Source organism: Saccharothrix stipae (genome assembly GCF_054781895.1).
The window spans coordinates 386,244-399,953 of the sequence record NZ_BAAGTN010000009.1 but is presented as its reverse complement, the minus strand read 5'-3'; the positions used below and the strand labels follow the sequence as shown (position 1 = coordinate 399,953).

Annotated in this window: 13 protein-coding genes; 2 read left to right on the top strand and 11 right to left on the bottom strand. The window is 69.1% G+C overall.

The genetic code is table 11. The annotated features are described in order from the left end of the window. The first annotated feature begins 27 nt into the window (after positions 1-27). Positions 28-765 (top strand): GNAT family N-acetyltransferase, encoded by a 738-nt coding sequence (locus ACYVLT_RS25005; RefSeq protein WP_461122633.1) that lies wholly within the window; start codon positions 28-30, stop codon positions 763-765. On the opposite strand, the gene ACYVLT_RS25000 is transcribed toward ACYVLT_RS25005, so the two are convergent. The 10 genes from ACYVLT_RS25000 to typA form a co-directional block, all read right to left on the bottom strand. Further along, positions 741-1,469 (bottom strand): hypothetical protein, encoded by a 729-nt coding sequence (locus ACYVLT_RS25000; protein WP_461122632.1) that lies wholly within the window; start codon positions 1,467-1,469, stop codon positions 741-743. The two genes, ACYVLT_RS25005 and ACYVLT_RS25000, sit on opposite strands and share 25 nt — an antisense overlap. Further along, positions 1,450-1,842 (bottom strand): hypothetical protein, encoded by a 393-nt coding sequence (locus ACYVLT_RS24995; RefSeq protein WP_461122631.1) that lies wholly within the window; start codon positions 1,840-1,842, stop codon positions 1,450-1,452. Before ACYVLT_RS24995 ends, ACYVLT_RS25000 begins: the two co-directional genes overlap by 20 nt. Beyond that, positions 1,839-2,678: an N-acetyl-1-D-myo-inositol-2-amino-2-deoxy-alpha-D-glucopyranoside deacetylase gene (gene mshB / locus ACYVLT_RS24990; RefSeq protein ID WP_461122630.1), complete on the bottom strand. Its 840-nt coding sequence runs from the start codon at positions 2,676-2,678 to the stop codon at positions 1,839-1,841. Before mshB ends, ACYVLT_RS24995 begins: the two co-directional genes overlap by 4 nt. Positions 2,679-2,753: 75 nt before the next feature. Next, on the bottom strand, positions 2,754-3,821 hold the full coding sequence (locus ACYVLT_RS24985; RefSeq protein ID WP_461122629.1) for an ABC transporter ATP-binding protein: 1,068 nt from the start codon (positions 3,819-3,821) through the stop codon (positions 2,754-2,756). Beyond that, positions 3,818-4,996 (bottom strand): ABC transporter ATP-binding protein, encoded by a 1,179-nt coding sequence (locus ACYVLT_RS24980; RefSeq protein ID WP_461122628.1) that lies wholly within the window; start codon positions 4,994-4,996, stop codon positions 3,818-3,820. The genes ACYVLT_RS24985 and ACYVLT_RS24980 overlap by 4 nt, the downstream gene beginning before the upstream one ends. Next, positions 4,993-5,946, bottom strand: a complete 954-nt coding sequence (locus tag ACYVLT_RS24975) for an ABC transporter permease (protein ID WP_461122627.1) — start codon at positions 5,944-5,946, stop codon at positions 4,993-4,995. The genes ACYVLT_RS24980 and ACYVLT_RS24975 overlap by 4 nt, the downstream gene beginning before the upstream one ends. Further along, complete coding sequence (locus ACYVLT_RS24970; RefSeq protein ID WP_461122791.1) at positions 5,939-6,937, bottom strand: ABC transporter permease; 999 nt, start codon at positions 6,935-6,937, stop codon at positions 5,939-5,941. The genes ACYVLT_RS24975 and ACYVLT_RS24970 overlap by 8 nt, the downstream gene beginning before the upstream one ends. Before the next feature lie 160 nt (positions 6,938-7,097). After that, positions 7,098-8,918 carry an ABC transporter family substrate-binding protein gene (locus ACYVLT_RS24965; protein WP_461122626.1) on the bottom strand — a complete coding sequence of 607 codons (1,821 nt, stop codon included), beginning with the start codon at positions 8,916-8,918 and terminating at the stop codon, positions 7,098-7,100. A 291-nt stretch (positions 8,919-9,209) separates the two neighbouring features. Then, on the bottom strand, positions 9,210-10,880 hold the full coding sequence (locus ACYVLT_RS24960) for an ABC transporter family substrate-binding protein (protein ID WP_461122625.1): 1,671 nt from the start codon (positions 10,878-10,880) through the stop codon (positions 9,210-9,212). 217 nt (positions 10,881-11,097) lie between these two features. Further along, a complete protein-coding gene (gene typA / locus ACYVLT_RS24955; protein WP_461122624.1) occupies positions 11,098-12,999 on the bottom strand; it encodes a translational GTPase TypA in 1,902 nt (633 codons plus the stop codon). Positions 13,000-13,144: 145 nt separating this feature from the next. Between typA and ACYVLT_RS24950 the strand changes: the two genes are divergently transcribed. Then, positions 13,145-13,342, top strand: a complete 198-nt coding sequence (locus tag ACYVLT_RS24950; RefSeq protein WP_461122623.1) for a hypothetical protein — start codon at positions 13,145-13,147, stop codon at positions 13,340-13,342. A 48-nt stretch (positions 13,343-13,390) separates the two neighbouring features. On the opposite strand, the gene ACYVLT_RS24945 is transcribed toward ACYVLT_RS24950, so the two are convergent. Next, the gene (locus ACYVLT_RS24945) at positions 13,391-13,690 is read right to left on the bottom strand and encodes a YciI family protein (protein ID WP_461122622.1); all 300 of its coding nucleotides are present in this window, start codon (positions 13,688-13,690) and stop codon (positions 13,391-13,393) included. Positions 13,691-13,710: the final 20 nt, after the last annotated feature.

Here is a 13,710-nt window from a genome sequence, read left to right as displayed (position 1 = left end):
CCCACCCGCACGGGGCACGATGCGGGGGTGGAGGCGGTCACGGAGCTGGAGCAGCGGTGTGCCGACGCGTGGCCGGCGCTGGTCGACCGGCCGCTCGGCCAGTGGCGGCTGCGGGCCGCCGGAGGGTTCACCGGACGTGCCAATAGTGCCCTGACCACGGGCGATCCGGGGATGCCGGTGCACGACGCGCTCGCCGAAGTGATCGACTTCGCGACCTCCAACGGCATCAAACCGGCCGCTCACGTGGTGATCGGCGCACCCGCCGAGGCCCGGGTCGAAGCGGCGGGCTGGCGGGTCGACGTGGATCACCCGGGCGGCGCGGAGTCGCTGGTGATGACCGGTCGGCTGGATCGGTTCGCCACCCCGAAGGACGCCGACGTGGTCATTTCCGACGAACCCGATCCCGGATGGTGGGAGTTGGCCGCGCAGCACGACCCCACCCCGGCGCAACGGCACGTGCTGGCGTCCGGACCCCGGGTCGGGTTCGGCTCGGTCGTCCGCGACGGCGAGGTGCTGGCCGCCGTGCGCGGCGCCGTCGTCGGCGACCTGCTCCACGTGGCACGGCTGGCCGTGCGGCCCGGGGCACGCGGGTCGGGCCTGGCCCGCCGGTTGATGGGCGGCCTGGCCGCCTGGGGCCTCGACCGGGGCGCGACGACGTGCGCGTTGCAGGTCGCCGAGCACAACAAGCCCGCGATCACGCTCTACGGGTCGCTGGGCTGCGTCGAGCACCACCGCTACCGCTACTGGGTGTCGAACCACGCGTAGGCGGCCTTGCGGACCCGTTTCAACGCCGAGCGCTCGCCGAAGTAGTCGCCCACCACGCCGACGACCGGCAGCATCCCCAGCGCCTGGTGGTAGAGCCGGCCCTGGGGGCGCTTGTCCAGCTCGTCCTCCAGCTTCCAGAGGACCTTGGCGAGCTTCCAGATCGTGGCGCCGATCGCCCGGAACGTGGACCGCTCCCGCAGCTCCTCGGTCAGCTCGGCGGTCTGCTCGTCCTCCTTGTCGCGGTCCACCGGCAGCCCGTCGACCTCGCGCTGGAACAGCACGTGCGCGAGCAGCCGCACCCGGTCCTCGGTCGAGGTGAACCCGTGCTCGCCCGCGATCGCCGACAGCAGCAGCCCCTGCCCCGCCGCGCCGAGCGCGGACTGGATCGGCAGCCGGTCGGCCAGCACGCCGCCGATGCCGGGCAGCGCCGCGACCAGCGACACCACCCGGCCGACCCGGTTGAGCCAGAACTCGTCGCGCTGGAGCACGTCCAGCCGCGCCCACGCGGCCGTGCCCGGCACCTTCACCGCGGCCAGCTGGTCCCACAGCTTGTCCACGAGCTTGCGGTCGGCGTCGCGCTCCACCTCGCGGTCGCGCAGGCCGAGCAGGTTCGCGTCGCGCAAGGTGTCCAGCAGCGGCCCGGTCGCCCGCACGAACGGCCGCAGCGCCCGCACCACGTCCCGGTCAGTGATCGTCTCGGCCACCGGCGGTCCTCCCCATGTGCGCGCCCACCGCGATGGCGCCCGGCAACGCGCCCCCGGCGAACAGCACCAGGGTGCGCCAGTCGTTGAGGAGTACCACGTCGCCGCCCGGGCCGAACAGGCCGAACAGCAGCAACGTGCCGATCCACACCAGCAGCGGCGACACCGCGGCCATCGTGCGGTGGGCGTGCCGCGAGGCGGCGACCACCAGCAGCGGCGTGGTCACGATCGCGAGCACCACCGTGATCGGGAACGGCAGGTCGTCCACCCGCGGCAGCAGCGTGCCGTCCAGCCGCATCGGCAGGAAGAACAGCTCCAGCACCGCGAGCACGAACGCCGCGACCGCGATCCCGACGAGAGCCAGGCGATCGGTCAATCGAGCCCCCCGAACAGGTCCGTTTCCGCGCCCTCCGCCGGGCCCTTGGCCAGCACGTAGTACTCGGCCTGCACGACGGGCTGCGCGATGCCGTTGGACAGCGCGTAGGCGGCCCGGCCCGCGCCGTCCTGCCACACGCTGATCTGCGTGGAGTGCGCGCGCAACGCCCGCAGCTTCGCCACCAGGTGCTCGGAGATGTCGATCGTGCTGGTGATGGCCGCGTCGTCGGTGACCGGCAGCTCGCCCTCGGCGGGCAGCCGCCACGGCAGGTCCGGGATCTCCGCCAGCGCGGCGGCGCCCGCCTCGGTCGCCGCGCGCGACGTCACGGCGTGGAACACGCGGTCCACGTCCACCGCCGCCGCCGTGGTGATCTGGTGCGCCCTGATGTGGTCGGGGTGGCCGTACCCGCCGAACGCGTCGTAGGTGACCACGACGTGCGGTCTCACCGAGCCGATGATCTCCGAGAGGGCGGCGACCTGCTCGTCGAACGAGCCGTTGACGAACGCGCGCGGGTGGTCGTTCGCCGCGACGCCCGCCATCCCGGAGTCCCGCCAGCGGCCGATGCCGCCGAGGAACCGGTGGTCGGTCACGCCGAGCGCGGCGCACGCCGACCTGAGTTCGGCGACCCGGTACCCACCGAGCTGGTCGGCGGCGTCCGCGGTCAGCTCCTGGAGCGCCGGCGGGATGATCTCGCCCTCCTCGCCCAGGGTGCAGGTGACCACGGTGACGTGCGCGCCCATCGCCGAGTAGTGGGCGATGGTGCCCCCCGTCCACAGGCTTTCGTCGTCGGGGTGTGCGTGTACCAGCAGCAACCGTGGTGGAGCGGTGAGCGTCACCGGATGAGGGTAATCGGCCCGGCTCAGGACGCCGTCGGGGCCACCGCACTAGCGGTGGCCCCGACGACACCGGCACTACCCGACCAGCGCAGGCACCACTTCGGCGAAGTGGCACGCGGAGAGCGTGCCCGCGCCGTCGCCGCGCCGTTCCAGCTTGGGCTCCTCGACCGCGCAGATGTCCTGCGCCTTCCAGCACCGGGTGCGGAAGCGGCAGCCCGACGGCGGGTTCACCGGCGACGGGACGTCACCGGTGAGCACGATCCGCTGGCGCCGGCGCTCCACCTTCGGGTTCGGCACCGGCACCGCGGACAGCAACGCCTGCGTGTACGGGTGCATCGGCCGGGCGTAGATGTCCTCCCGGTCGCCGATCTCGATGATCTTGCCGAGGTACATCACCGCGACCCGGTCGGAGATGTGCCGCACGACCGACAGGTCGTGCGCCACGAACAGGTACGCCAGGCCGAGCCGTTCCTGCAGCTCCTCCAGCAGGTTCACCACGCCCGCCTGGACCGACACGTCCAGCGCGGACACCGGCTCGTCCAGCACCACGAGCTTCGGGTTGAGCGCGAGCGCCCGGGCGATGCCGATGCGCTGGCGCTGGCCGCCGGAGAACTCGTGCGCGTACCGGTTGCGGTGCTCCGGGTTCAGGCCGACGAGCTCCATCAGCTCGTTGACCCGGTGCTGCACGTCGGAGCCGCCGTCGTCCGGCACGCCGTGGATCTTGAACGGCTCGGAGATCAGCTCGTTGATCTGCCAGCGCGGGTTCAGCGACGCGTACGGGTCCTGGAACACGATCTGCATGTCCCGGCGCACGGACCGCAGGCCCTTGCCCCGCAACGTGGTCAGCTCGCGGCCCTCGAACTTCACCGAGCCCGACGTGGGCTTGTGCAGCTGCAGGATGGCGCGACCGGTGGTGGACTTGCCGCAGCCGGACTCGCCGACCAGGCCGAGCGTCTCGCCCGGGTACAGGTCGAAGCTCACCCCGGACACCGCCTGGACCTGCCCCACGGTGCGCGGGATGATGCCGCCGCCGCGCACCGGGAACGACTTGACCAGGTCCTTGACCTCCAACAGCGGGGTCTCGCCCGGACGACCGCCCGAGGCGAGTCCCCCGGCCTGGGGGTTCACGTCTGTCGAGGTCATGAGGTCGGCTTCTCCTCTTCGTGCAACCGCGCTTCGACCACGTCGAGGTCCTCGCTCACCGGCATGTCCGGGTTGGCCATGGTCAGCGACGCGGGGTTCTCGACCACGCCGATCTCGTCGTGGGCGAACAGCCGCTGCGGGTTCTCGATGGTGGCCAGGTGCGCGGAGCGGTGGCACCGCGCGAAGTGGCCTGCCCGGTCGGTCTCCGCCAACAGCGGCTCGGTCTCGCGGCACTCGTCGATCACGAGCGGGCACCGGGGCGAGAACGAGCAGCCCTGCGGCAGGTTCATCAACGACGGCGGCGCGCCCTTGATCGGCGTGAGCCGCTTGCCCAGCAGGTTCGGGTTCGGGATCGAACCCAGCAGGCCGACGGTGTACGGCATCCGCTGCGCCTCGAACACCTCGTCCACGGTGCCCTGCTCGACCACCGTGCCGCCGTACATCACCTGCACGCGGTCCACCATGCCCGCCACCACGCCCAGGTCGTGCGTGATGACCATGATGCCCGCGTTCGTCTCGTCCCGGATGCGCAGCAGCGTGTCCAGGATCTGCGCCTGCACGGTCACGTCCAGCGCCGTGGTCGGCTCGTCCGCGATGATCACGTCCGGGTCGTTGATGATCGACATCGCGATCATCGCGCGCTGCCTCATGCCGCCGGAGAACTCGTGCGGGTACTGCGCGGCGCGGCGGTCCGGCTGCGGGATGCCCACCAGCTCCAGCACCTCGACGGCCTTGGCCCAGGCCGCCTTCTTCGACACGTCGTGGTGCGCCTGGTAGGCCTCGGCGAGCTGCCAGCCCACCGTGTACACCGGGTTCAGCGACGTCATCGGGTCCTGGAAGATCATCGAGACGCCGTTGCCGCGCACCGGCTGCATCTGCTTGTAGTTCAAGCCCACCAGCTCGCGGCCCTTGAACTTGATCGACCCGCCGACCTTCGCGGTCTTGGGCAGCAGGCCCATGATCGCCATCGACGACACCGACTTGCCCGAGCCCGACTCGCCCACGACGCCCAGCACCTCGCCGGGGCCGAGGGTGAACGACACGTCCCGCACGGCGTGCACGGTGCCGTCGTCGGTCGGGAAGTCGACCGACAGGTTCTCGACCCGCAGCAGCTTCTCGCCGCCCGCGCGGTCGGAGATCGGGTCCGGGGCGTCCATCACGTCCACTTCGCTCATGCCTTCACCCTCTTCTGCCGCGGGTCGAAGGCGTCCCGGAGACCGTCACCGATGAAGTTCACCGACAGCGAGATGAGCACGATGAAGGTGAACGGGATGAAGAAGAGCCACGGGTGCAGCGTCAGCTCGTTCTTGTTCAGGCTGATCATCAACCCCAGCGAGGTGTCCGGCGGCTGGACGCCGAGGCCGATGAACGACAACGCCGCCTCCAACAGCACCGCCTGCGCGACCGCCAGCGTGGCGTTCACGATGATCACGTCGATGGTGTTGGGCAGGATGTGCCGGAAGATGATCCGGGAGGTGGACGCGCCGAGCGCGCGGGCCGCCTCCACGAACTCCTTCTCCCGCAACGACAGCACCATGCCGCGGATCACCCGGGCGATCGACAGCCAGCCGATCAGGCCCAGGTACAGCGCCACGATGAGCCAGTTGCTGCCGCTGCCACCGGCCACGGAGAGCACGAAGCTGTTGCGGACCAGCACCGCCGCGATGACGAACGCGGGGATGACCAGCAGCAGGTCGATGAACCGGCTGATCAGGCTGTCGACCCAGCCGCGCATGTAGCCCGCGAGCGCGCCGAGCACGACGCCGATCACGGTGGACACCAGGGCGACCACGATCGCGATCTGCAACGAGAACTGGGAGCCGCGGATGATCAGCGCGACCATGTCCCCGCCGAGGCGGTCGGTGCCGAACGGGTGGTCGCCGCTGGGCGGCAGGTACCGCGTGAAGCCCAGGTCGGTGTAGGAGTACTTCCAGATCAGGCCGCCCAGGAAGGCGAACAGCACGAGCACGACGAACAGCGCGAGGCCGACGACGGCGGCGCGGTGTCGCAGGAAGCGGCGCAGGATGACCTGCCACTGCTTGCGGGCCGAGGTGGAGTCGAACTGACTTGCCTCGGCTGAGGTGGGCGTTGGAGCCTGCGCCACAGGAGATCCGATCTCAGTCAAGGCGAATCCTCGGGTCCAGGTAGGCGTAAAGGATGTCCGCGATCAGGTTGAACACGATGATGAACACGGCGGTCACCATCATGAAGCCGAGCACCTGGTAAGGCTCTTTCTTGGTGATCGCGTCGATCAGGAACTTGCCCATGCCGGACCAGCCGAACACGGTCTCGGTGATCACGGCGCCGCCGAAGCCGGCGCCGATGTTCAGCGACGAGACGGTGATGATCGGGATGAGTGCGTTGCGGAACGCGTGCCGGAAGATGGACCGCCCCTGCGAGATGCCCTTCGCCTGCGCGGTGCGCACGTAGTCGGCGTTGAGGGTCTCCAGCATCGAGGCGCGCTGGAACCGGCTGTACAGCGCGAACTGGATCACGACCAGGCAGATGGTCGGCAGGATGTAGGCGCCGCTGTACTGGAACAGCTGCTCGCCGAAGGAACCCTTGAAGCCGTCACCCGGCGGACCAGCGGTGATGATCCACCGGTCCGCGCCTATCGACTCCAGCCAGTTGTTGAGCTGGATGCCGCCCGCCTTCAGGATGAGGGCGACGCAGAACAGCGGCATCGAGAACATGGCGAACGCTATTCCGGTCGCTGTGTAGTCGAATATCGAGTACTGTTTGACCGCGCCGATGACACCGATCGCCATACCGAGGACCAGCGCGATCAACTCGGCCCCGACGATCAGCCGCAGCGTGACGACGAACGCCTTGAACAGGTCGTCCTTGACCGGCTTGCCGGCGTTGCCGGGAACGACGGACTCGCCCCAGTCACCGGTGACGAACTTGCCCGCCCAGTTGACGTAGCGCTCCACGAACGGCTTGTTGTAGCCGGTGCGCTCGTAGGCGAGCGAGATCTCCGCCTGGGTCCGCGGCTTCTGGAGCTTCCACTCGTCCAGGGGGTCGCCCATGGCGGCGGTGAGTCCGAAGCAGAGGAATGACGCGGCGATCAGCAGCGGAATTGCGATCAGCAACCGCCGGATTATGTAACGGAACATGACAAGTCTCTTGTCTTCCCAGGCAGGCCAGCCGCCTGCGACGGCCGGCGATCCCACCCACCGGAACGCGGACACCGTCCGGGGGGTCGGTGCGGTCGGCACCGACCCCCCGGGCCGGACTCATCTTCTACAGCTCAAGCGAACCGGCTGAACGTGCTTGCTACTTCTTCTGCCACGCGAAGAGGTTCCACGTGACACCGCCACCGACGCCGACGTAGGCGATCGGGCCGATGTTCGCGTCGCTCGCCGCGAAGTCGGGCAGCTGGAACAGCGGGACGCTGTGCAGGTCGTCCCGCATCAGCTTGTCGACCTCGTTCATCATGGTGAGGCGCTTGGCGTAGTCCAGCTCGCCGTTGGCGGCCTTCCACTTCTCGTCGACCTGCCGGTTGGAGTACAGGTTGTAGTTGCCCGAGCCACCCGCGTCCTTCGACGCGTAGTTGCCGTAGGCACCGGCCTTCAGGGGCTGACCGACCCACGCGAACAGCGCCGCGTCGAACTCGCTCGCGGTGAGCCGCTTGGAGTTGAAGTCGTCCGCCTGGTCGTCGATGATCTCGATGCCGGCCTGCTTGCACTTGTCCTGCAGGATGCGGACCGTGTCGGCACGACGCTGGACGATCTTGTGGCCCAGCTTGAACGACGCGCGGAACTCGCCCTTGGCGTAGATGCCGTCGGCGCCCTGCTTCCAGCCCGCGTCTTCGAGGGTCTTCTTGGCCGCAGCCACGTCACCCTTGCCGACGTCGCTGTAGTGGTCCTCGTAGCCGACCTCGTTGGGCATCATCACCAGGCTGCCGAGCGGCTTGGCGCTCGGGTCCACGTCCTTGATCAGCTTGTCGACCAGGCCCTGGTTGTCGAAGCACTGGGCGATCGCCAGCCGCAGTTCCTTGTTCTGCTTGAACAGGGGCAGCGACATGTTGAAGTCGACGTGCTCGAAGGTCTGGCCACCGGCCGCGAAGACGTTGAACGCGCTGTCACCGCGGAGCTGCAGCGCCACCGCCGGGTCGGCCTGCGGCGCGATCACGGCGACTTCCTTGTTCTGCAGCTGCTGGGTCGCCGACTGCGAGTCGGTGTTGGTCTTGAGGATGACCCGCGCCGGACCGCCGGGGTTGCCCCACCACTTCGGGTTGCGGACGAGGACCGTCTGGTCCTTCAGGTCCGACGACTCGATGAGGTAGGGACCAGCGGACAGCGACAGCGCCTTGTCGAAGCCCCGCCAGCCCTTGGTGAAGAACTCCGCGGCCTTCTTGACCTCGTCGTCGTTCTGCTCCGGCTTGACCTTCATGATGTCGGCGATGCCGGTCTGCTTCTCCAGGACGTGCGCCGGGAGGAGCGCGTCGCTACCGGGGCTGGAGAAGATGCCGCGGTAGTCGGCGTACGGCTTGTCCTTGAAGAACGAGGTCTTGACGGTCTTGTCGTTGTCCGAGCACTCGATCTTCTCGATGTTCTCGTACCCGGTCGGCGTGGTGTCCCAGATCGACGCCTCGGTGCCGTCGTCGCCCTTGACGGTCGCCTTGCTCGTCGCCGCCAGCCACTTCAGGTAGAAGTCGTCGCAGTCGACCTGCTCGCCGTCGGACCAGACGGCCTCCTTGCGCACCTTCCACTCGATGACCTGCGGGTCACTGGAGACGACCTTGATCGACTCCATCAGGTCGCCGTCGACCTTGATGACCAGCTTGCCGTCGACGAAGTCGGTGAAGTAGGGCGAAGGCGTCACGTTGGTCAACGCGATCGTGTTCGCGAAGCTGTTCGACGCACCGATGAAGTTCTGGTAGTCGTCGAAGCCCTCTTCGACGGCGATGGCGATCTCGCCGATGTCGTCAACCTTGGGACGCTGGAACACCTCGTCCTGTGAACCGATCTTGCCGGGGTCGGCGTTCTGCTGACCACCCTGATCGCCGCTCGTGCCGCCGCCGCCGCACGCGCTCAACACGAGCGTGGCTGAGGTCAGCAGCGCGAACGCCGTGACAGCCTTTGATCTCCTCATCGACACGTGCCCTCCTAGCACTGGGTTGGAGCGACCGTTTGGGCCGACTTCCACCCATAACCGTGATGTGCCAAACGCGCCCCGAACCGACACACCGTTGCAGCACGATAAGAACCAGTGCGCGGCACGGTCACTGCCCCTCGGCCGATCGTGACCAAAGGGTGACACGTTGGTCGCAGCACGCGACTCCGTCGTTACCGGGCGGGAGCGTTCGTTAACCGGACGACGAGAATACTGTCAATACTGCACCGCGAACGCATCTTGAAGCCAGTGTTTCGTGGATGTCAACGGTCAACGATCTTCGCGCCGCCAGGTGCGCGCGGTGCTGAGCGGACCGGCGAACGGCGGGCCCGCGGTGACCTTCTCGGCCTGCGGCAGGATCACCAACAGGTCCGCTACCTGGAACAACGGCATCGCGACGGCCTGCTGCCAGAGCACCGGCTCGACCGTCCGCAGCGCGTCGGCGAGCAGCACCTCGCCGCTGAGGGCCTGTTCGATCACCGGTTGGACCGCTTGGTCGCAGAAACCGGACAGATTCGCCGGAATGGGTGTACCGCCGTCCTCGGGCGACGGCCGGCAGCCGAATGTGGAAGCCAGAACGGCCGCGGAATCGCCGGTGTCGAGCTGCGGCACGACGGCAATGTCGATGGCCTCATTGGACGCGGCGGTATCCGACAGATCTTGGCCGAACAACTGATTGGGCTGCGTTGTCAGGACGCGTGCGGCGATTCCGGACAATGACAGTTGACGCTGAACGCGGTTCGCGATGGTCACGTACGGCTCGATCCCGGCCGGTGCGGCGATGGTCAACTCCAGCGGCTTGTTGTCCCGCCCCCACTGCCCACCCCCCGGTCGGGTGTAACCCGCCTCGGTGAGCAGTTGCACCGGGTCACCGGCCTTGGCGGGCATCGTCGGGGTGTAACCGAGCTTGCTCGGCGGGATCACCTGGGCGTCGGCGCGCAGGCCCGCGCTGGGACCGCTGCGGGTGCCGACGGCGATGAGCTCTTCGCGGTCCAGCGCGTTCATCACGGCGGTGCGGACGCGGACGTCCTGCATCCGCGGCGACGCGGGGCGGAGGAGCAGTTGGACGACCTCCGGACGGGGGACGACGACGGAGGCGAGCGAGGTGGTCTTGGCCAGTTCCTCGACGTCCTTGGTCGCGATGGCGTCCGCGCGGATGAGGGCGACCTGGTCGTCACCGGTGTTCAACGCCTCGATCGTGTCGTGCTGGCTCGCGCGGCGCAGGATCAGCCGGTCGAGCGCGGGCGGCGCCTCCCAGAACCGGTCGCTGCGCTCCAGCACGATCTCGCCGCGCGGCTGGTCGAGCGTGCGGACCGCGAACGGCCCGGCGGTGGCCGGGAAGCTGTCCGCCAACGCCGCGCTCCACCCGCCGGGGGCGTCCTTGAGCAGGTGGGCGGGCAGGAGGTCGCGGAACAGGTTCCGCCACCCGGGGTAGGGCTTGCCGAACACCACCTCGACGACCTTGCCGCCCTCACGGCTGGCGATGTCGTCGATCAGCCGGTACCCGGCGGGGTCGACCACACCAGGCTCCTCCCGCATCCGCTGCCAGAGGTAGACGAAGTCCTCCGCCGCGATGGGCGCCGAGTCCGACCAGCTGGCATCGCGGCGCAACGTGTACGTAACCGTGTACGGCTCCGCGCTGGTCACCTCGGCGCTGACCACGAGGTCCAGGTCGAGCCGCGGGCTGCCGTCGGCGGCGGTCCGGAAGGTCGACGGCAGCAGCAGCGCGGCCAGCGCCGTGGTGACCGTGCTCTGGCCGGCCAACGTGTGCGGGTTGTAGCCGCCCTTGACGTCGTCCATCCCGACGACGATCTCGTTCAGCTTCTCCTTCGGCACGACCGTCATGCCCGGCGTCGAGGGCACCAGGGGCGGCGGGGGCGTCGCCGTGCAGCCCGCCAGCGCGAGCGCGGCCAACACCGCGAGAACCGTTCGCTTCCCCATGGGTACGAGCGTGCCAGACGGCGCCGACAGGTGACGCCCAACCCCGCGACTTCCACCACCCCCGCGCCTGGGGCGTGACGCGCGACACCCGCGGCGCGTGTCCGAGCTCACCGGCGTGGTGTCGGTGCGACCGGTGGAAACACCGCTGAAACGACGGGCACCCCGGGCCGAAGCCCGGGGTGCCCGTCAGCACACCCTATATATAAGGAGCGGGCGCTCAGCCCCGCAGCTTGTTGCGGTTGCGCTCGCGGCCGCGCTGGTTGGCGTCCAGCGTCACCTTGCGCACCCGCACGACGTCCGGCGCGACCTCGACGCACTCGTCGGCGGCGCAGAACTCCAGCGCCTCCTCCAACGACAGCTTCCGCGGCCGGGCCAGGGTCTCCATCACGTCCGCGGTCGACGTGCGCATGTTCGTCAGCTTCTTCTCACGGCAGACGTTGACGTCCAGGTCCTCGGCGCGCGGGTTCTCCCCGACGACCATGCCCTCGTACGCGTCGGCGCCCGGCTCGACGAAGAACGTGCCGCGGTCGGCGAGCTGGATCATCGCGTACGCGGTGATCTGGCCAGACCGGTCGGCCACCAGCGAACCGTTGTGCCTGGTCCGGATCTCGCCGGCCCACGGGCCGTAGCCCTCGGACACCGCGTTCGCGATGCCGGTGCCGCGCGTCTCGGTGAGGAACTCGGTGCGGAAGCCGATGAGGCCGCGCGACGGCACGACGTACTCCAGCTTGATCCGGCCGGTGCCGTGGCCGGCCATGTTCTCCATCCGGCCCTTGCGGTTGGCCAGCAGCTGGGTGATGGCGCCCAGGTGGTCCTCCGGCGCGTCGATGGTCAGCCGCTCGAACGGCTCGTGCAGCTTGCCGTCGACGGTCTTGGTGACCACCTGCGGCTTGCCGACGGTCAGCTCGAAGCCCTCGCGCTTCATCTGCTCGACCAGGATGGCCAGCGCCAGCTCACCGCGGCCCTGCACCTCCCAGGTGTCCGGGCGCTCGGTGGGCAGCACGCGCACCGACACGTTGCCGACCAGCTCCGAGTCCAACCGGGCCTTGAGCACGCGCGCGGTCAGCTTGGTGCCGCCGTTGCGGCCGGCCAGCGGCGAGGTGTTGACGCCGATCGTCATCGAGATCGCGGGCTCGTCCACGGTGATCCGCGGCAGCGGCTCCGGGTTGTCCACGTCGGCGAGCGTGTCGCCGATGGTGATCTCCGGGATGCCGGCGATGGCGACCAGGTCACCCGCCCGCGCCTGCTCGGCGGGCACGCGGTCCAGCGCCTCGGTGATCAGCAGCTCGGTGATGCGGACCTTGTGGATGGAGCCGTCCTCGCGGCACCACGCCACGGTCTCGCCCTTGCGGATGCGACCGGCCTCGATGCGGCACAGCGCGATGCGGCCGAGGAACGACGACGCGTCGAGGTTGGTCACCAGCGCGCGCAGCGGCGCGTCGGCGTCACCCATCGGGGCGGGGATGTGCTTGAACAGGACCTCGAACAGCACGTCGAGGTTCTCCTCGTCGGGCTGGCCGCCGTCCTCGGGCTGGTTGAGCGACGCCCGGCCGGCGCGCGCCGAGGCGTAGACGACGGGCAGGTCGAGCACCGAGTCGTCGGCGCCGACCTCGCTGGCCAGGTCGAGCAGCAGGTCGTGGGCCTCGTCGACGACCTCGGAGATCCGGGCGTCGGGGCGGTCGACCTTGTTCACCACCAGGATCACCGGCAGACCGGCGGCCAGCGTCTTGCGCAGCACGAACCGGGTCTGCGGGAGCGGGCCCTCCGAGGCGTCCACCAGCAGCACCACGCCGTCGACCATCGCCAGGCCGCGTTCGACCTCGCCACCGAAGTCGGCGTGGCCGGGGGTGTCCACCACGTTGATGGTCACCGGGCCGTCGGGCGTGTGGCGGCGGACCGCGGTGTTCTTGGCCAGGATCGTGATGCCCTTCTCGCGCTCCAGCTCGCCCGAGTCCATGACCCGGTCGACGAGCTCGGCTCGTGCGGAGAAGGCGCCGGACTGGCGGAGCATGGCGTCGACGAGGGTCGTCTTGCCGTGGTCAACGTGCGCGACGATCGCGACGTTGCGCAGGTCGTTGCGGACCAGCGTTTCCTTGATCGACGCGGTGGCCGTGGGCACGCGGAACTCCTAGAGCTGTCTTTGCGAGGAAGCCAGGCGCCGGACGTGGATCGCGCGCAGCCTGAGTACAGCTTACCGGTCCCGGTGCCCTTACCACACACGGACAGCAGGTGAGGTCAGCCTCACCTACTCTGAGGACACCCGGATGAGTGGAGCACGCCGCGTGGGCAAGGTCAAGGTGAAGAAGAAGTGCTGCCGTTCGACGCCGCGTTGCAAGAGCTGTCCGGTCGTGGTGCTGCTCAAGGCCAGGGAGAAGGCGGCGCGGAAGGCCGCCAAGCAGGAGCGCAAGGCGGGAAAGAAGACCGGAAAGAAGGGCAAGAAGGCCCGCGAGTCGGCCGCATGACACCTGCCGCCCGGCCGACGCCGGGTGGGGGTGGGGGTCGAACGGCGGCTAGCCCAGCACCGCTTCGTTCACCCTGGCCAGTTCGGGCGCCGTCCGGGTGGCCTGGAACTCCACCACCTGGTACTTCGCCAGCTTGCGGATCGCGAACGGGTCGGTGGCCAGCAGCGCGTCCAGCTTCCCGCGTGGCATCGGCCGCGCGATGATCACGCCACCCACGCGGGGCACTTGACGGCCCGAGGCCAGGAAGTGCCCGGCCTCGTACTGCTTCGCCAGCCACTCCACGTGGTCCGGGAGGGTGTAGTCGACCTCGTCCAGCGTTGCGGTGTACTCCAGCAGCACGACGTACATAGAAGAAATGTAGACCTCCG